Genomic DNA, 20,415 nt, shown 5'->3' with positions numbered 1-20,415 from the left:
CTGTTGCATCCGTGTAGTTGAATCATTCATATTCATTTATGTTTATCAACATAACGCACAGCACTTTAGCATAATTCCATGACACGAAGTCATGCCATTTTACACGTGATTGAAGCCTCTATGCCGACCGAAAATTCTAACGCTTTTCCTTACCGTATTCGAGTTGCCCTACCCGTTTATGTGTATGACACGTTTGACTACACGGTCAGTACTGAACAATATCAGCAAGCTCAAGTCGGCGCACGTGTTGCCGTCTCATTTGGACGGCAAAACCTCGTTGGTATCATTACTGAAAAAGTTGATACAAACGAAATATTTACAGGGCAATTCAAACTTAAAGCGATTACTGAATTACTCGATAATGAAGCAATATTAGATCAACAAGTTTTAACTTTGTTGACATGGTCAGCTCAGTATTATCAATTTCCCATCGGTGAAGTGATTCAAAGTGCTTTACCAAGTTTTTTAAGACAAGGCCGTGCTTTAGATATTTTGTTTCACCTTTGGAAAATTATTCCGCATGATAATCCAGATGTATTATTGAAACGCTCTCAAAAACAATATGATGCATATCAGGTTTTAAAATTACATCCTCATGGCACAACAGAAAATATTTTAAATCTGAGTAGTATCGAAACGGCAACACTTAAAGCATTAGAGAAAAAAGGCTTAGTCGAATGTTGTCTCGAACCACATGATTTCACCCCAATACCTGTACAGCTTGCTCAAGTCCCCTTAACACCAAATGAAGATCAGAAAAGATCGATCCAACAAATTCTCAAAGCCAAGGATCATTACCAAGCCTTTTTACTCGATGGCTTAACTGGAAGTGGTAAAACCGAAGTTTATCTGCAAGTCATGTATGAAGTATTAAAACAAGGTAAACAAGTCCTGGTCCTGGTTCCTGAGATTGGTCTAACCCCGCAAACGGTCGCTCGCTTTAAATCTCGCTTTCATTGTGATGTGGCTTTAATGCATTCTGGTTTAAATGATTCAAAGCGTTTGCAGGCTTGGCAACACGCGCAAACAGGTAAAGCTTCAATCATTATAGGCACACGTTCTGCAATCTATACACCATTGCCTCAACTAGGCTTGATCATTTTAGATGAAGAACACGACTTATCCTATAAACAACAAGAAGGTTTTCGCTATCATGCCCGTGATGTCGCTTTATATCGAGGTCATTTACAAGGCTGTCCTGTCATTCTCGGTTCAGCAACGCCAAGTATTGATAGTTATCATTTAGTTGAATCAGGCAAATTACAGTTGCTTGAACTGAATCAACGTGCAGGCGTTGCAGTACTACCCAAAATACATGTGATTGATTTAAAAATTAGTAAAAAAAAGCATGGTATGAGTCAAACATTGATTGAGCAAATCAAACTGACTTTAGAACGTAAAGAACAAGTACTCATCTTTTTAAATCGACGCGGTTATGCACCGATTCTGATGTGTGAAAGCTGTGGTTGGCAAGCGAATTGCCCTCATTGTGATGCCCATTTCACGCTACATTCACAACCTTATCATTATTTGCATTGTCATCATTGCGGTACCATCAATCGTTTGCCAGATCATTGTCCTGAGTGTCAAAAGCAAAGTTTAAAAACCATTGGGGTTGGAACAGTCAAGCTTGAAGAACATTTACAAGAACTGTTTCCTCATAATGAAGTCATTCGTGTTGATCGTGACAGTACCAGCCGTGTAGGTAGCTGGCAGAAAATTTATGATCGCATTCAGCAAAATAAACCCAGCATTTTATTGGGTACACAGATGTTGGCAAAAGGTCATCATTTCCCTTATGTCACCTTGGTTGCAATTTTAGATATTGATTCAGGTCTACTCAGTGTGGATTTGCGTGCACCTGAACGCACTGCACAATTAATTGTTCAAGTCGCAGGTCGTGCAGGACGTGGAGAACATAAAGGTACTGTGTATTTACAGAGTCTCCGTCCTGATCATCCGATGCTTACCACACTGATTAAACACGACTACCGCGCAGTCGCCAAGCAGATGTTAGCCGAACGTAAAATTGCACTACTGCCGCCCTATCGATATGCGGCTTTGGTTCGAATTGAATCGAAAGATCGGGAATATAGCCAACAGTTCTTGGCTGATATTGCACAGCAATTGAGAGTCATGGCAGGTGACTTGGTTGATATTTGGGGACCGATTCCTGCGCCTATGGAACGAAAAGCAGGCCGTTTCAGAGCACATATGGTGATTTTGTCTGCTGATCGCGCCAAACTGCATTTTTATTTGCGTCAATGGTGGCAACAAGTGGTACATTTACCTCGACAACATCAACTTAGATTATCAATTGATGTTGATCCACAAGAGTTTAGTTAATGAGCTAGACTTGAGCAGTTAAAATGACACGTGATCTTTCTAAGTTGATCCATCCTATGGATAAACGCTCTGCACCATACTTTGTCTAGGCTAAATAGAAAAACTTGAGGCATTGAATGTCTTTATTACTACCGATTATTGTTTTACTGATAGCAACTTTAATTTTTGTTCCTTTAACAAAACGTTATGCTTCAAGCACAGTGTTGGGATATCTGATTGCAGGACTTTTACTGAGTACAAGTGTGCTTGGTCTGATTGAAGAACCTCTACTCATCGAGCAACTGCTCAGTTTGGGCATGATGAGTGTTATGTTCTTTCTTGGTTTCTCGTTTCGACCAGTACAGCTTTGGTTAGAACGCAAAAGAATACTTAGAAATAGTGGTCTTCAACTCATAATTATCACTCCTATTCTGATTGCAATATGCTTTTTATTATTCAAAAAACTTCTTACGAGCATTATCCTTGGCTGCGCTTTCGCTTTTTCAGCAGTGGCTTTAGTACAACAGTTCCTACAACAGAAACAACAACTCAACGCTCACTTAGGGCAAATGAGTTTAGCTACTTTGCAGTTTCAAGCGTTGTTTGCTGTCATTTTGATCGCAATGTTTCCTTTACTCGAAGATACGGCGTCTACACGACATGGTGTGGCTTATTTTGCTGCAATCATTGCCACGATTTCAGGATTATTTTTGTCAAGTCGCTATTTGGTTCGCCCTGCATTTCGATTCTTAGCTCATAAAAACAGTATTCATTTAATTCCTTTACTGAGCTTATTGGTTGTACTGTCTGTTATCCTGATTATGGATATTTTAAATATTCATAGCTTGATTGGTGCATTTTTAGCAGGCGTATTATTAGCAGAAACAGAGTTTAAAGCTGAAATTGAGCGGATTATTCTGCCCTTTAAAGATGCCTTGATTGGTCTGTTTTTCCTTGCGATCGGTTTAGGAATTTCGCTAGAACCTTTAAGTCAAACATCTCTTTTTATTGTCACATGTATTTTAGCTTTGGTTTTGATCAAAGCGATTGTGATTGCAGCAGTAAGTTATTATCAACAACGTGATACCAAACTCAGCATGCTAGTCGCAATTACACTAGCGCAAAGTGGTGAACTAAGCTTTATTCTGCTCAAATTAGCTGAAAATGAAAGTTTACTCACAACACCGCTGCTACAATCTAGCTTACTGGTTATATTCGGCTCCATGTTGTTAACGCCACCATTGTATTGGTTATTGAATAGCAAGATTTTGCCTAGATTCCATCAGAACAATATGGCTACAAATGAGATCGATATTCCACAACACCCTATTGTGATCGTCGGATTTGGTCGTTTTGGACAAGTGGTTGCACGCGCTTTACATGCACAAGGCAAGCAATTCAGTGTGATTGATAGCAATCAGCCGAACGCAGACTTTATTGAACAATATGGACACCGTTTTATGGATGCTGATGTCACGCAAGTTGAAAACTTACGTGCCGCTGGGATCGAATACTGTACACTTCTTATCCTTGCTATTGATGATGTTGAAGACAGCATGAATTTAGCCCGTCACTTACGCCTGAACTATCCTGATTTAACCATCTTTATTCGAGCACGTGACCGTCACCATGCTCATTTGATCAATAGTTTAGGTATTCCAAATATTTGGCGAGAAACTTACGCATCTTCATTAAATATGGCTATGCAAGCTTTAGTTAAGACAGGTATTTCAAGTGATGAAGCACAGGCACAAATTGAGTTATTTAAACAGGAAGATGAACAACTGCTGATGCAGCAACATTACCTTTCTCAAGAACAAGATATTGTTGAAAGTTATCCGAGTGCCATTGCTGAACTGCAATACTTATTTGAAAATACAAAAACTTTCAGTCCAAATCGGATGAAGCATGAGCAAAACACACAAACTGATGCAAATTCACCCAATCAAACATCTTGAGTTTTGACAAACTGACACCATTATTGACTGCATAACCATAGACCTTTTATAAAGCCTTTTGCGCTTTTAAAGGCAAAGCGTTGCTTTGTTTTCCCCTTAGGGGTACTGGAGAAAAATATGTCTGATTTACGCCAACGCTTTTTTATCGAAAATAGTCCTATTCGCGGTGAAATAGTTCATTTGGAAGAAGCACTGCAAACTGTTTTGGCGAAACGAGAGTATATGCCTGCGGTACAAAGCTTATTGGGTGAAATGTTAAGTGCAACAGCTTTACTTGCAAGCACATTGAAGATTCAAGGGCGTATTAGCTTACAGATTCAAGCAAATGGTACATTTAAATGGGCAATGGCTGAGTGTAATCATTTAGGTGAGGTCCGTGCTTTGGCTGATTATGAAGAAGACCCACGCTTCGCCGAAGGTACGGACAGTAGCACTGTACTTGCAGCATTAACCAATCCTATTCTGTTTATTAATATTGAACCAGAACATGGTGAACGCTATCAAGGTATCGTACCGCTGGATCAACCGACCTTGGCGGGTTGTTTAATCCAATACTACGACTTATCTGCACAGATTCCGACTCACATTGTGTTGGCGACCAATAGTCAGCGTTCAGGCGGTTTATTGATTCAGCTCCTTCCTCGTAATGACGAAGAAGAACAAAGATTGGTTGACGAAGATTTATGGCCACGTTTGACCATGCTAACCGAAACCTTAAAACCTGAAGAACTCACTGATCTTTCAGCCGATGAAATTCTTTATCGTTTGTATAATGAAGAAGAAGTTCGCCTACCTGATGTTGAAGAGTTAAAGTTTGGTTGCACTTGCTCTCGTGAACGCTGTGCTAATGCATTGATTCAAATTGGTGTAACAGCAGTACATGAATCTCTTGAAGTTCAAAATCCGATTCAAATGGATTGCCAATGCTGTAACACACGTTATGAATTTACCGCCGAAGAAGCTTTAGCTTTGTTTGGTGAGCATTTGAGTTAAACCTTAACAACTCCCATGTTATTCATTCATGGGAGTTCATTCATCTATATGGGTATTATTGCTAATCGCTTGAATCCAAACCTTTTCAAATTCTACTTTAGAAATTACTTCAACAATAAATTGTGGATCTACTTCTATTTCTTCTTTAGGCAGCCAATTGGTTTCCGAACTCAAAGTAAGATATTCAAGTCCGCTTATGCTTGCATACCCTAATCGACCATCTCTAAACATTTCGACTTTACGTATTTCTTCAAATTCATCATTGAGTTCTCCATATATAAATATAGGTTCATCAATAAAATCATGAATCTACGCTACTTTCCAATATTGCATAATTTTATTCCAAATGAATCAAAGTGACGATTTATTATTGATTTTCTCATCTGAAACAAGATCAACACACTTCCCCTCTGTCTTTTCTCCCTCAATCGTCAAATAATAGAATGAAAAGCAATAGATAAGACGATAATCAATGCCAAAAAACTATTATGAAGAATTAGGTGTGACCAGAGAAGCTTCTGCAGATGAAATTAAAAAAGCCTATCGAAAACTGGCGCGTAAATATCATCCTGACATTAGCAAAGAAAAAGATGCGGAAGCTAAAATGCAGGCGATCAATGTTGCCTATGACACTTTAAGCAATACCGAAAAAAAAGCTGAATATGATCAGATGCTCGATCATCCACAAGGTTTTTCGCATTCTGGGCAAGGTAATCCAAGCGGATTTGATGGCTCACAATTCTATCGTCAAAGCTCAGGAGATGGTGCAGATTTTAGTGGCTTTGAAGATTTATTTGGTCGTTTCGGTTCAGGTTTCGGCGGAGGGCAACAACGTTCGCAGCGTCAACAACGCAGCTATCGTGGCGAAGACCAACACGCCAGTATTCAGGTCGATTTAGATATTGCCTATCATGGTTCAACACAACAAATTACACTACAAATTCCAACCTATAGTGTTTATGGCGAACCCGAAGTCCAACGAAAAACCTTAGAAGTTAAAATTCCTAAAGGAATGAAAGAAGGTCAACAAATCCGCTTAAATGGTCAAGGACAAAGTGGTATCAATGGCGGCGAAAATGGTGATCTTTATATTGAGCTCCAATACAAAGAGACTGATCGAATCCGTGTCGAAGGCGCGGATGTTTATCAAACCATTGATGTTAGCCCTTGGGAAGCAGGTCTCGGAGAAAGTATTGAAGTTCATACTCCTGCTGGGCTGCTTAAAGTGAACTTACCGAAAAATGCCAAAAATGGACAACAATTACGCTTAAAAGATAAAGGGATTCCAAACAAAAACGTTGGACATCTGTATTTAATAATTAATATTGTTTTACCGCCAGCACATACCGAACAAGAACAACAAGCTTACCAAACATTTGCTGAAAGCTTTTCATCGTTCAGACCTCGTGCCTCATAAGGAGTAAGATCATGACAACCATTCAATACAAAGAAATTCAATATGACGGTCACTGCCAAGTTGAAATCATTGATGAACAATTGGCACTTGATCTTGAGCACTTTGCAGAGGCTTGTGGACAAAGCACTGACTGGGTTTTAAAACTCATTGATTATGAAATTTTACAAATTCAGGTCGATCCACAAAGCTATCAATTCATCGGTGAAGATGTTGCACGCGCTCGTCGAGCATATCGTTTACAACGTGACTTCGATGCAAGTCTCTCTGCTGTCGCCGTAATGTTAGACTTAATTGATGAAGTCCAACAACTACGCAAACAACTCAAACATTTTCATTAATCAAATGTATCGGATTCATAAATGACTAAACTCTTTATTTCAGTTTAGTCATTTTCTCGACTTCTTTTAGCGTTTGCTTAATCGGTTCATAATCCAAGAACCACAACAAATTAAAATTACGCTGCCGATGCTGCTGGGCCAGCAAATCAATCACACTACGCTCACCACGTCCAACCAAATGCTGTCGATAGAAATAATAGAGCAAGAAGACAGTACTCATCAGCATAACCCCAAGCATGATCCAAAAGCCAACAGGTGATTTCAGTCCCGGAATAAACTCAAAGTTCATGCCATATACTCCCGTTAACAAAGTCAGCGGTGCAAATATCGCAGTAATGATTGCCAAGATACGCATGTTTTCATTGGTTTGATTGGCGATTGCTGAGAAATGTAAATCTATTGCAGATTGAATTGCATTCCTTAAACGTAAGGTATGTTTTTGCACGCGTTCAACATGGCTCATCAAATCATTCAAACGAACCAAGAGAATGTCCTGTGCTTTATGTTTACGCTCACCGAATACATGATGATAATTATCCACGAGTTCATCTCTAAACTCCTGCAAAGTTTCAATCTGTTCTTCACATAAGTTTTCAATTTGCTGAAATGCCATATCCTCATGGAACAACTGATGCCACTGCTTAAAACGACGATTGCCTTGTAATAGCTGCTGTTGCCAATACTCCACACGGCGCGTCAATGGTTTACGTAGATTCAGATAACCATCAATCATGCTATTAAGTAATCTTAAGGATAGATCAGCAGGTGTACTGGGTAATTTACGCGGTTTATTTTGCTCTACAATTGCTCGCCCCATAATCATTTGTAGACGCTGAATGTAACTTTCTACCGCTTTATTACCCTGCTCTCTTACACTCACCAAAACCGTGGGGGTAAAAATAAAACTCATTGGAGTGGTCGCTAAACCAAAAATACTTTCATGTGATTCAGTGGTGCTATCACTTTCAAGAATCTGATCATCTGGGCTAATCAGCTTTCTAAATACCAGAAGATCATATTCCTCAACAGTGTCAAATGCACAAGGATGCTCAATATTGAGTAAATCGCGCATATGAAATTCATTGGGTATAAGCCCAGTATGCTCGTAAATACTCTTTTGCCATGTCTCGGTATGATTCACAAGATCTTGTCTTAAGCTATCCACCCATAAAAATTCAAGCGTATGTTCTAAATGTTCTTCTGCGCTAATAAAAACGGTATTTTCAGTATTATGGCGATAAAAATAATAAAGTTGCATAGGTCTTTATGAGTGTGAATATCTAAGCAAATGCTGCCATGAAGCTTCGTAAAAAGCTATGGATATTACATAGCAAAATATAATCCAAAAAAAAGCCTTCATGTATTGCATGAAGGCTTTTTAACAATATTAAAAATTAAACGTCTTGCTTCACGATACCATGTTTTAAAGCTTGGTCTAATTGCTCTTTATCTAAAGCATTATCCCATTTTGCAACCACGATTGTTGCACACGCATTACCAACTAAATTGGTTAATGCACGACATTCCGACATGAAGCGATCAATACCTAAGATCAATGCCATACCCGCAACTGGAATCGCAGGTACAACTGAAAGTGTCGCCGCTAAGGTAATAAAACCTGCACCAGTAATACCTGCTGCACCTTTAGAACTCAGCATCGCAACCAATAAAATCGTGATCTGCTGAGTAAAGCTCAGTTCAATATTACATGCCTGTGCAATAAATAAAGCAGCCAAGGTCATATAGATATTGGTACCGTCCAAGTTAAATGAATAACCTGTTGGAATCACCAAACCAACAACTGATTTTTCACAACCCACTTTTTCCATCTTCGCCATAAGTGATGGGAGTGCTGCTTCAGATGAGCTTGTTCCAAGTACTAACCACAATTCATCTTTGATATAACGAATGAGATCAATAATGGAGAAACCATTGTATTTTGCCACTGCACCTAAAACGATGATGACGAACAATAAAGCCGTGATGTAAAACGTTGCAATCAGCAACATGAGATTACCAATAGAGCTAATACCATACGCACCAATCGTGAATGCCATCGCACCAAATGCACCGATTGGAGCGAACTTCATCAACATACCAACCAAGGTAAAAACAGGATTGGTTAATTGTTGAAGAAAATCGGTTACAGGACGACCAAGATCACCTGATTTAGCCAATGCCAAACCAAATAGTACTGCAACAAATAAAACCTGAAGAATCTGTCCAGACACGAATGGACTGATCAAAGTATCAGGAATGATATTCATTAAAAAACCAGTAATAGTCGATTCATGTGCTTTAGCCGCATATTCATCTACTTTAGTGCTGTGCAAAGTGCTTGGGTCAATATTTAAACCATGTCCAGGTTCAATCAAATTACCAACAATCAGACCAATGATCAGCGCAAGTGTTGAAAAGGTCAGAAAGTAGATCATCGCTTTACCTGTTACACGCCCAACACTACCGAGATTTTTCATCCCAGCAATACCAGTCACAACGGTCAGGAAAATCACAGGAGCAATAATCATCTTAACCAATTTAATAAAGGCTTCACCAAGTGGCTTTAAGCTTTCACCAAATTCAGGAAAAAAATGACCTAATAATATCCCCGCAACAATTGCGAAGATCACTTGCACATAGAGGATTTGATAAAATTTGGGTTTCTTTGGTGGCTGTTGGTCATCTTGACCTGCGGCTACATGGTCGACGTGCATGCGCGATATTCCTTCATATTGGGATGAAAAATAGACTTCCGACTGTCTATCTAAAACCTAACAAACTCAGGTAGGAGCGGAAAGTTTGAGGATTCTACGTTAATTGTGATAAATACAATTTGAGCACTAGACTAATGTCTAATATAAATTTGATTTATGTTTATAGTTTTGATTTTTTATATCTATAACTTTCATTAAGTTAATAAAAAAGCGCATTGTTAAAACAATGCGCTTTTTTTAAGCTGAGATCTTACTATTATTGAGCTTGCTCAATATCTTTCATTGTCAACTTGATACGACCACGATTATCAACATCAGCAACTTGTACTTTAAGCTCTTGACCTTCTTTCAATACATCAGTCACATTTGCAATACGCTCATTTGAGATTTGCGAAATATGAAGTAAACCGTCAGTACCTGGCATGATATTAACGAACGCACCAAATTCAACGATGCGAATCACTTTACCATCATAGATCTTACCTGGTTCAACTTCAGCAGTAAGTGCTTGGATTTTCGCAATCGCAGCACGAGCAGCAGCTTTAGTTTCACCAAATACACGTACTGTACCGTTATCTTCGATATCAATCGCAGCTTTAGTTTCTTCAGTAATCGCACGAATGGTTGCACCACCCTTACCAATCACGTCACGAATCTTGTCTGGATTGATATTGATTACTTCGAAAGTCGGCGCATTGGCACTAATTTCTGCACGCGCACGTGAAATGACTTTGTTCATTTCATTCAAGATGTGCATACGACCAGCAAAAGCTTGGTTTAATGCAACTTCCATAATCTCTTCAGTGATCCCTTCGATCTTGATGTCCATTTGAAGTGCAGTAATACCGTTTGCAGAACCTGCTACTTTAAAGTCCATATCGCCAAGATGATCTTCATCACCCAAGATGTCAGAAAGAACTGCAAAACGCTCGCCTTCTTTCACTAAGCCCATTGCGATACCCGCAACTGGTGCTTTTAATGGAACACCTGCATCCATAAGTGATAATGAAGCACCACATACAGAAGCCATAGAAGATGAACCATTTGATTCAGTAATGTCAGATACAATACGAATCACATAAGGGAAGCGGTCAGCCGCAGGAAGAACTGCTTGCACACCACGACGCGCCAAACGACCATGACCGATTTCACGACGTTTAGGACCAGATTCACGACCAGTTTCACCTACAGAGTATGCAGGGAAGTTATAGTGCAACATGAAGTTGTCAGTTTTAGTACCAGCAAGGGTATCAACCATTAACGCATCACGAGTATTGCCCAAAGTTGTTGTTACCAACGCTTGAGTTTCACCACGTGTAAATAATGCAGAACCGTGAGCACGATCTAATACACCCACTTGCACATCGATACCACGAACAGTTTTCGTGTCACGACCATCAATACGCGGTTTACCCGATAAAATGTTGTCACGTACTGTACGGTATTTAAGATCTTCAAATAATTCGTTTACTTCATCAGCAATACCCGTTTCGTCATTTTCTGGAACGAACTGTGCAACTGCTTCAGCATAAAGCGCGTCAAGTGCAGCATAACGGTCTTGTTTCACAGCAATGGTATATGCTTCTGAGATTTTAGCTTCGAATGCTGCTTTTAATTGCTCAAGCAATGCTTCGTTTTTGCTTGGAGCAACCCAAGTTGATTCAACTGCGCCTGCAGCGGCAGCAAATTCCTTGATCGCTTGAACTGCAATTTGCATTTCGTCATGACCAAAAAGTACAGCACCTAACATTTGATCTTCTGAAAGTTCTTTCGCTTCAGATTCAACCATAAGCACAGCTGATTCTGTACCCGCAACCACAAGGTCAAGATCGCTTTCTTTTAATTGTTCAAAGTTCGGGTTTAAAACATATTCGCCGTTGATTAAGCCAACACGTGCACCAGCGATTGGACCACGGAAAGGTGTACCAGCGATAGACAATGCCGCTGAAGCACCAAGCATTGCAGCAATATCAGCATCCATCGTTTTGTCAGAAGAAACAACTGTTGCTGTTACTTGAATTTCGTTGAAGTAACCTTCTGGGAACAACGGACGAATTGGACGGTCAATTAAGCGTGAAATTAAAGTTTCAGCTTCAGAAGCACGGCCTTCACGTTTACCATAACCACCCGGGATACGACCCGCAGCATATTGTTTTTCTTGATAGTTAACAGTCAATGGGAAAAAGTCTTGACCAGCTTTTGCTTTAGGTTGCGCAACAACTGCGACTAAAACAGTTACACCACCCATCGTGACTAAAACTGTATTTGCTTGACGTGCAACGCGACCCGTTTCTAAAACAACTTGGTGTTGACCAAATTGGAATTCTTTACGAATGATATTAAACATAGACATATATTGTATTTTCCTAATTTTATTCTAGTGAGACCCCTAAGGTTTGGCATTCAGACTACAACTGCTGTGTAGATAAATGACAAAGCTTAGAAGCCATCGCACTAGACCAAATTTTTTAAAAAAAGCTAAACACAAAGAAGGAGCGAACAAGCGCCCCTTCTAAAAATCGCTTAACTTAAATTAAGCGAAACCTTATTTTCAACAATAAAGCATAACAACATGCGAAATAGCGAAAACAAAGCCAAATCGAATTAACGACGTAAACCTAATGCGCCGATCAAAGCAACATAACGACCGTGATCTTTACCGTTTAAGTAATCAAGTAATTTACGACGTTGGTTTACCATACGAATCAAACCACGACGGCTATGATGGTCGTGTTTGTGTTCTTTAAAGTGACCTTGCAAATCATTGATTTGAGCAGTCAATAAAGCAACTTGAACTTCTGGTGAACCTGTGTCGTTTTCAGCACGAGCGTATTTAGCAATGATCTCTGCGCGATCTGCGTTAGTTAAAGCCATTCGATTTCTCCGAGATGCTTAAAAAATAAATGATATTGATCAGTTGCGAGCAACTGACTGCCGTGCATCACTACAGCAAGTCGCCTATTTTAAGTGATCTGTCGTTATATTGCAAAAATGTTTTAACTTCACGGGCATTTCGGCAGCTGACAGCGCTAAACAAAATAGGCACACTAACATTATTCTGTTTTCAGTTTATGACAGAGATGAAAGAAAACGAAAAAATGCGAGGGAATCGTGAAAATTTTATCAACCAATACCTGTTATGTACCCAATGACTTAAATCAAGTCATTCGCACTAAAGATGAAGTCGCTGCCGAATTAGGCGGGATGACAGATAAACAAGTCCAAAAAATTTGGAACAGCGTTGAATCTCTGTATAAAACAGGAAACTATCCACTCATCACATTGTGTTTACGTCGTCAGGGGCAAATTCTTTTAAATAGAAGTATCGGTCATGCACAAGGAAATTCACCAGAGGGTTTAGCTACAGATGCTAAGATTGGCACGCCTGATACCCCTGTTTGCTTATTCTCTGCCTCTAAAATGGTCACTGCAATGCTCATCCATATGCTGGATGAACGTGGTGATCTGAATTTACTGGATCCTATTAGTTACTATATTCCTGAATATGGGGTGAATGGTAAGCGTCGCGCCACTATTTTTCATTTGCTCTCGCATCGTGGCGGTATCCCTCGCATTGACAGTGAAGTTACTCCCGAGCTGCTTTTTAGTCAGGAAGAAATTTTAAAACTGTTATGCGCAGCAAAACCAGTTTCTCCTTCAGGGACACATCTTGCCTACCATGCTGTAACAGCAGGCTATATTTTGGGTGAGATCGTTAAGCGCGTCACTGGACAAAGTGTTCGAGATTTTTTAGCTGAAAATATCGAGAAACCGATGGGTTTAGATTATTTCAACTATGGTTTAAAACCTGAATATCGTGACGATGTCGCACTAAACTATGCCACGGGGATTCATCCAAGTTTAGGCACGGATCACTATCTCAATCACGTATTGGGTGGCGGGCTACAACTTGCGGTCGATGTGACTAATGACAACCGCTTTATGGATACGATTTGTCCTGCTGGAAACATCTATACCAGTGCTGAACAAGCTGGACGCTTTTTCGAAATGTTATTAAGTGGTGGTGAATACCAAGGTAAGCAAATCATGTCACCACAAACAGTGTTTAGATCAACCCTTCCTACTTCTGGTGTAAGCTTGGATCGTACTTTATTAGCACCAATGCGATATGCATTAGGTCCAATGTTAGGAAGCAATCCGATTGGTTTATTTGGACCAATGACAGGGCAAGCTTTTGGACATATTGGTTTCTCTAATATTTTATGCTGGGCTGATCCTGAGCGTGATATTAGTGTATCTCTGTTGACGACTGGAAAATCTGTTGTTGGAACACATTTACCAGCACTAGCAAAAACACTATATCAAATCTCAACGAACTGCCCGAAGATTCCCAAAAATCAACGTCGTTCGTTATTTGCCACTGATCGTACAGAAAATGATAACGTTTAAAGAATAGTAAGCACAAAAAAGCCCAAGTTGTAGCTTGGGCATTTGCGCGTAGTTTTTTATTATTATCATTTTTACTTTATTTTTATTATTCGTTGTTTTTATCTTCTACATTCGGCCCTCTGAATGTACTGCACACATCATATTTTTAGTCTTTATTCAGATGTTTGCTATCTTTCTATAACGACTATTCTGTCATAATCAATTATGGAGAAAAATAGCATTTTGCTTATCTCTTTGTAAGCAAAAACGTACAGGTCTGTATAACATTTAACTTAATAATAAAGAATAATTGTAGAACAATCATATTTTTAGTTTAAATGTTTAGTGTAAATAGCCCTTGAAAAATGAAGTTTAAAATAAAGGTGTGGATAGAAGACTTTTTAAAAATTTGAACAAAATAAATACAATAATTATCATAGAGTTATAAGTATTTTTTGATATAAATAAAAAAGCCCTGTAGTCTCTCCCAAAACTACAAGGCTTAGCGGCTGTAAGTTTCCTCTTTTATCACTTACCTCACTGTAAGTTCGCTGTCTCATTGACGTTATTATTATATTTTTGCGATTTACCTAGCTTTCCTTGCTAGGCTCTTTGTGTATACATGATCTCAAAAACCTTTATTTCACTCTAGCGACAATATCTCGAATCTCTGTAAGCTTTTGCTTACAAAATAGTGAATTTTAAAGAATAATTACACAATCACGTTAAATTGATCTTTTGCACTAAACCACTGCGGCGAACTGTTCGTACTGTAAGTGATTGTAACAATGCTTTCCGGTCTGCTAGCAGTGTCACCACTTTTTTAGCTCGGGTGACGGCTGTGTAAATTAACTCTTGGCTTAATAGTTTTTCTGCATTTGCATCAAATACTATCGCTGTATGCGTAAACTCTGAACCTTGAGATTTATGAATAGTTAAAGCAAAAGCGGTTTGCATATTTCTAGGCAAACGGTGTGCTGAAATCCATTTGTTTAAACTTGGAAAAAACACTTCAAATTGCTGTGGCTGAGTTCTATGTTTAAAACAAATTCCAATATCGCCATTTGAAATTCCTAACTGATAGTCGTTATAAGTCATCATTACAGGACGACCCACATACCATTCAGCAATCGCTATCTGCTTGAGTTGCTGATTTAACCAGCGTTCAGCATATCGATTGATTTGTTCAATACCTAAAGTACCATGTTTAACTGCCGCTAAAATTCGGTAGTCATCAAAAGCACTGATCACCTGTTGAATATATTCTGTCGGTTGCTCAGCATTTAAATAGGTAATTAATGAATCAACATAAGCTCGAAAACCATACATTAATTTTTGTTGATATTGCTCAACATCCATTTCTTGTGCAGTAGCGAAATACTCGAGTTGGATCACATCTGACATTTCTTTAGTTAATGTAATATCTTGCAACGGCGCAGCTTTTACAATTTCGTCTTCAAGTTGTGTCAAAATCAATTCTGGTCGTGATGAATCTTGGTGTGCTTGAATAAATCGTGCAAATTGTCCGATTTTGGCTTCATCTGAAAATCGACGGCTATTTTTAAGCTGCACGCGGTTCTCAGCCAAAGCATCAACTTGCTGTAAATCTGCCAAAACTGAGCCTACATCAACCGAAGCCAATTGATTAGCATCACCTAGTAAGATAATTCGACAAGATTCAGGTACAGCTTCAAGCAATGCAGTGGCGAGATTTAAGTCCAACATCGATGCCTCATCGACAACAATCACATCATAAGGCAAGAGCTGCTTCGCATTAAAGCGAGGAATTTGTCGATTTCCCATTCCCAATAAACGATGCAAGGTTTGAGTGGTTTGATTGCGCAACTCATCTGTGACTAAACCAGAAGCAATTAATTTAGGATCTTTAAATGAATTTTGCAGTGCTTCCTGCATTCGCTGCGCGGCTTTTCCGGTGGGTGCAGCCATTGCAATTCGGATATCAGGAATCATTTGGTTGAGTGCCGCAATGATACGTGCCAAGGTATACGTTTTACCTGTACCTGGCCCACCTGTGATGATACTGAGCCATTGTTGCAATACCATTTTCAGAGCAGCTTGTTGAAATTCATCTTCAAGCAATGATTCATACTCAGAAATATCGATTGCTGGTGTCATTTGTCGCTTTAATCGGCAAATCTGCTGTGCGAGGCGTTGTTCTAACTGCCAATATCGGTATAATGCCAAGCCCTGCTGATCGTAGACACATGGGGCAACTTGAGTGGCTGCTTTCTCGCTTGAAATTGCTAAATCACCCAAGGTTTCGAGTTGAACTGAATCAACTTGAATACAACTATCGCCATTTAAACTGGCTTCAACCAGTTGTTGTAATACATGTGCAGCGCTATCTGCTTGAGCAGATTGAGAAAATGGGGCTTGTGTGAGATAACGACTCCACATATTTATCCAAGTCATTTGTTCTGACCGATCATTGATTAGCTTGTCCACAGAGTTATCCTCAAACTTACCCACACGCTTGTCCACAAGGTTATAAACATGCTTATCCACATGATAAGATTTTGTTTAATTTAAATTTAGCCATTTTATCTACACACCTTTTCCTAGTTTATCCTCAATGAAATATCCCAATATTGCGTCTAAGCGCAAGATAAACTCATCCTCAGGTTTCCAATAAAAATGGCCTTGATCAGCTTGTCCATTCATACCACGCAAATATAAATAAGACGCACCACCCAAGTGCTGCTCGATACGATAATTTTGCAATTTCACGCTTAAATAACGGTGCAATGCCACCAAATATAAAGCGGCTTGAAGCCAATAACTGGATAAAGACATGCTTTCAGCAATGTGTGTAGATTGATAATCTGCTTGATCTTCACCTAAGTAATTACTCTTATAATCAGCAATATGGTATCGCTGTCCATCAAAGTAAACTAAGTCAATCGAACCATTCAAATAACGTGCTGATTTCGCATCAATAAACTCAGGCATTTGAATCTTATATTCTTCAAATAACTGTTGTACGCGCTGCATCGCTAACACACGATCAGATAATGCTAAGTAAAACGGACACTCTGATAAATACTGCCCTACGACTAATTGTTGTAATTGAAAACCTTGGTTGAGTGGTGTTTGCAGTACATCTGCTAACCACAACGCAATCCACTGATATAGCTGCTGCTCAGCATTCTCTTGCTTAGGAAAATGTTGCTGATATTGTTCTAATAATGCGACCCATAAAGCTTGATAGGTATTTTTAAAACGGCGACGAATTTCTTCGATCCATGTTTCAGGATGCTGAAAGTCAATCTGCTCAAAAATCTCATGCAGGAAATTTCCTGCCAATGTTCCTTTTGGAAAATAGTGTTTAATCCAAGCAATTGGTTGTGATACCGTAACACTTTCAATCGTTAAGAGATTGATCTCATCTTCAGCCTGATCAAACTGTTGATCCGCATTTGCTAAACGATCAAGGCGATTGGCTTTATGTTTAAGATGCTGCGCCAAATAACTAAAACTGGTTTTTCCACGCGCATAAAAACGTTGTGTAGGTAAAGGCTCAGCGGCTAATAATCGTTTTGGTTGAGTTTCTTGTGTTCGTAATGAAGCTGGGCGTTCCAACAACAAATGATCTTCAACACTATATGGATGTTGAAAAATATCCCCTTGGTTTTTCCAAAATGCCAAACCTGATAATTTATTTTTATCGCCCTTTTCAGGTTCAAATATCGCATAAACACGGTGACTTGCACGCGTTAATGCCACATACCATAATCGATTTTGCTCAGCCTGTGCACGTTGCTGATGCTGATCGAGTTCAGTTTGTTGCAAAAAGTTTTTATCTGCGATTGCCACAACGCGTTGCGTTCGAGTCTGTCCTGTTTCAGGGATTTGAATTTCAGTGGTGGAGAAATTTAAGGTCTTCTGCATTTCAGAAAATGCTTTGTTCGCGCCAAGTAAAAATACAATTTTAAATTCTAGACCTTTGGATTGATGAATAGTCATCAACTGCACACCCGCTTCACTGGATAGCTTGTGCTCCAACTCCCATTCTCGGTCACTTGGAGAATGGAGTTGTTTTAAATACCAATGATAGAGGTTGTGGATGCCTTGAACATGCTCACTGTGCTGGCTCAAAATATCAGTGAGATGGCGTAGATTCACCACCGCACGTTCATTATCTTTACTTTGCGTTGCGACCAATTGCTGCCAAATTTCAAATTGATTTAAACAACGTTGCCATGCCGCCAAGAATCCCTGATTAAGCCACATTTCGCGGATGTCATCGAACTGCTGAATATAATGACTCAGCCCTTCTGCACTTTGCTCAAGTGCGACTAGTTGTGACAGATCAAAACCAAATAAACGGCTAAGTAAAGCACGCTTCAACTTCGCTTCATCATAAGGATGCAGTAATGCAGTCAGTAATGCGCCAACATCTTGCGCGATCTTTGAATCAAACACACTACGCTTTGATGGGCGATTGACGCGGATACCTAATCGCTCTAAAGCATATTGAACTTCATCTAGCTGACGATGACTACGTGAAAGTACCGCAATGTCATCTTCACTGATAACTTGGTGATTTTCTCCATCTAGATATAACTGTTGCAAATAGGCTTGATTGAGTAAACTTTGAATTTTCCAAGCCACTTGAGTTGCTTGTTCATTTCCATCTTGTAGTTGTAACCAACGTAATGGCGCAGGGTTGAGTTGCCCATTTTCAATCAATGCTGGATGCGGACGTGAACCCGCTTGGATTGGGTCATAAAGTACCTGTTCACCAAAATCCATTTGCCGTTGAAATAGTACATCCACAACTTCAACCAACTCTTTGACTGAGCGATGGTTATGAATCAGCTTATATTCACGCCCATGCTTCGACATAATGTCTTGATAAGCATTTAAAAAGGTCAGCATATCACCACCGCGGAAACCATAAATTGCCTGCTTACGGTCGCCCACCATGATCATGCAGCCTTTTTGGTAACGTTGTGGATGTCGCCAAATGGTCGCTAACATATCATCTTGATCTTGGTTGGTATCTTGAAACTCATCCACCAAAATCAAAGGATAGCGTGCCTGTACAAACACCGCAAAACGTTGACCTTGCTCACCTTTTAATGCTTCTGACAATGTTTTGATTTGTTGGGCAAATGTGGTTTCGCCTTTTTGCTGTAATACTTGCGGCAAGCGTTTTTTGACTTCAATACACAGATACGCTTTTAGATACACCTGAAGTTGTTCAAATTGTTGTTGTGTTTCTTTTAAAGAATGGCAAAGTTTTTGAATGTGTAGAATCGTAGGACGCTGATAAAACCCATCCGAAACTTCAGCGGGACATTTTTTAAAAATCTTCTGACTGTCGAGCTTGTCTAAGAATTTAAAAACAGTCTCTCGAGCATCAGAAAGATAACCATCAAAAACCTGTATATTTTGCGGATCTGCGAGCGCTTTTAATAGCTGCGGTAAAGACTCACAAAAGAGCTTATTGAAGGCGTTGTTACGAAAAGAAGTACCATTAATATGAGAATAATATGCGCCATCTAAATTAAAATATTCAGCCAAAGCACTGAGGTCTATTTGCTGTGCTTGTTGTTGCCACTGTTGTAATTGAGCAAGCTCAATTTCAGGCATATCAGGTAAATTAAAATGTGCAGAGCTAAAATTTAAAGCGCTTTCAACCATCCCGACAAAATGATCCACACTTTTAAGCGCCCCCACACTATAAAGTGCATCAATGACATGTTGGGGTTGTGATTGAATCCATTCTCGTAATACATCATGGATCAATTGACGGGTATAAGCTTTCGCATCTTCAGTGATTTGAGCACGTTCGATCTTGCCACTTTCAAAGGCAAACTCACGTAATAACTTTTGGCTAAAGCTATCCAGTGTTCCTACGAACAGCTCATCTAACTGGTCGATCACCAGTTTTAAACGTTCACAGGCATAGGCAATACGTGGTGCAAAAGTTTTGAGTAAATGCTGCTTCAACGGATCAGATTCTTGCGCTGCACGTATGTAAATATCACTTTCCAATACCGTTCGCATTGGTTCTAAATATTGTTGAACTTCAATCAATCGAGCACGGATACGGCTTTTTAACTCTGCGGCAGCAGCACGAGTAAAGGTCGTCGCAATTACTTGGTTAGGCAAATATTTTTCTAAGAAAATGCGAACCATCAAACTCGATAAAGTATACGTTTTACCTGTTCCAGCCGATGCTTCTATCAGATGTAGCCCTTCAAATTGAATATCACAAATGGGTTGATAAGACACAGGAAATTTTGAACTCATGT

13 protein-coding genes are annotated in these 20,415 nt (G+C 39.4%); 6 read left to right on the top strand and 7 right to left on the bottom strand.

Annotated elements, in window-relative coordinates; genetic code table 11:
* Window positions 1–120 precede the first annotated feature (120 nt).
* The 3 genes from F933_RS10945 to hslO all read left to right on the top strand — a co-directional run bounded on the left by F933_RS10945 (window position 121) and on the right by hslO (window position 5,276).
* A complete protein-coding gene (locus tag F933_RS10945; protein WP_034710986.1) occupies window positions 121–2,346 on the top strand; it encodes a primosomal protein N' in 2,226 nt (741 codons plus the stop codon).
* Window positions 2,347–2,462: 116 nt separating this feature from the next.
* Window positions 2,463–4,283 (top strand): cation:proton antiporter domain-containing protein, encoded by a 1,821-nt coding sequence (locus F933_RS10940; RefSeq protein ID WP_005061117.1) that lies wholly within the window; start codon window positions 2,463–2,465, stop codon window positions 4,281–4,283.
* 117 nt (window positions 4,284–4,400) lie between these two features.
* Window positions 4,401–5,276 (top strand): Hsp33 family molecular chaperone HslO, encoded by an 876-nt coding sequence (gene hslO, locus F933_RS10935; protein WP_005061115.1) that lies wholly within the window; start codon window positions 4,401–4,403, stop codon window positions 5,274–5,276.
* 36 nt (window positions 5,277–5,312) lie between these two features.
* On the opposite strand, the gene F933_RS17255 is transcribed toward hslO, so the two are convergent.
* Entirely contained in the window at window positions 5,313–5,573 is a 261-nt protein-coding gene (locus tag F933_RS17255; RefSeq protein WP_338025190.1) for a DUF6881 domain-containing protein, read from the bottom strand.
* Between the two features lie 175 nt (window positions 5,574–5,748).
* On the opposite strand from F933_RS17255, the gene F933_RS10925 reads away from it, so the two are divergent.
* A complete protein-coding gene (locus F933_RS10925; protein ID WP_005061110.1) occupies window positions 5,749–6,693 on the top strand; it encodes a DnaJ C-terminal domain-containing protein in 945 nt (314 codons plus the stop codon).
* 11 nt (window positions 6,694–6,704) lie between these two features.
* Window positions 6,705–7,031 (top strand): chaperone modulator CbpM, encoded by a 327-nt coding sequence (locus tag F933_RS10920; protein ID WP_004659218.1) that lies wholly within the window; start codon window positions 6,705–6,707, stop codon window positions 7,029–7,031.
* Window positions 7,032–7,065: 34 nt separating this feature from the next.
* Here the strand turns inward: F933_RS10920 and F933_RS10915 are convergent, their stop codons facing one another.
* The 4 genes from F933_RS10915 to rpsO all read right to left on the bottom strand — a co-directional run bounded on the left by F933_RS10915 (window position 7,066) and on the right by rpsO (window position 12,619).
* Window positions 7,066–8,289 carry a magnesium transporter CorA family protein gene (locus tag F933_RS10915; RefSeq protein ID WP_005061107.1) on the bottom strand — a complete coding sequence of 408 codons (1,224 nt, stop codon included), beginning with the start codon at window positions 8,287–8,289 and terminating at the stop codon, window positions 7,066–7,068.
* Window positions 8,290–8,425: 136 nt separating this feature from the next.
* Entirely contained in the window at window positions 8,426–9,745 is a 1,320-nt protein-coding gene (locus F933_RS10910; protein WP_005061105.1) for a dicarboxylate/amino acid:cation symporter, read from the bottom strand.
* Between the two features lie 256 nt (window positions 9,746–10,001).
* Window positions 10,002–12,092 (bottom strand): polyribonucleotide nucleotidyltransferase, encoded by a 2,091-nt coding sequence (pnp, locus tag F933_RS10905; RefSeq protein WP_171065718.1) that lies wholly within the window; start codon window positions 12,090–12,092, stop codon window positions 10,002–10,004.
* 257 nt (window positions 12,093–12,349) lie between these two features.
* The gene (gene rpsO / locus F933_RS10900; RefSeq protein WP_005051078.1) at window positions 12,350–12,619 is read right to left on the bottom strand and encodes a 30S ribosomal protein S15; all 270 of its coding nucleotides are present in this window, start codon (window positions 12,617–12,619) and stop codon (window positions 12,350–12,352) included.
* A gap of 237 nt (window positions 12,620–12,856) precedes the next feature.
* Between rpsO and F933_RS10895 the strand changes: the two genes are divergently transcribed.
* On the top strand, window positions 12,857–14,155 hold the full coding sequence (locus F933_RS10895) for a serine hydrolase domain-containing protein (RefSeq protein WP_005061102.1): 1,299 nt from the start codon (window positions 12,857–12,859) through the stop codon (window positions 14,153–14,155).
* A gap of 699 nt (window positions 14,156–14,854) precedes the next feature.
* Here F933_RS10895 and recD read toward each other — a convergent pair.
* On the bottom strand, window positions 14,855–16,567 hold the full coding sequence (gene recD / locus F933_RS10890) for an exodeoxyribonuclease V subunit alpha (protein ID WP_378236435.1): 1,713 nt from the start codon (window positions 16,565–16,567) through the stop codon (window positions 14,855–14,857).
* Window positions 16,568–16,699: 132 nt separating this feature from the next.
* Window positions 16,700–20,413, bottom strand: a complete 3,714-nt coding sequence (locus F933_RS10885) for a UvrD-helicase domain-containing protein (protein WP_005061098.1) — start codon at window positions 20,411–20,413, stop codon at window positions 16,700–16,702.
* Between the last annotated feature and the right edge of the window lie 2 nt (window positions 20,414–20,415).

This window comes from Acinetobacter beijerinckii CIP 110307 (assembly GCF_000369005.1).
GTDB classification, from domain to species: domain Bacteria; phylum Pseudomonadota; class Gammaproteobacteria; order Pseudomonadales; family Moraxellaceae; genus Acinetobacter; species Acinetobacter beijerinckii.
The sequence above is the reverse complement of the archived record's forward strand: the minus strand, read 5'-3'. Positions and strand labels throughout refer to the sequence as shown.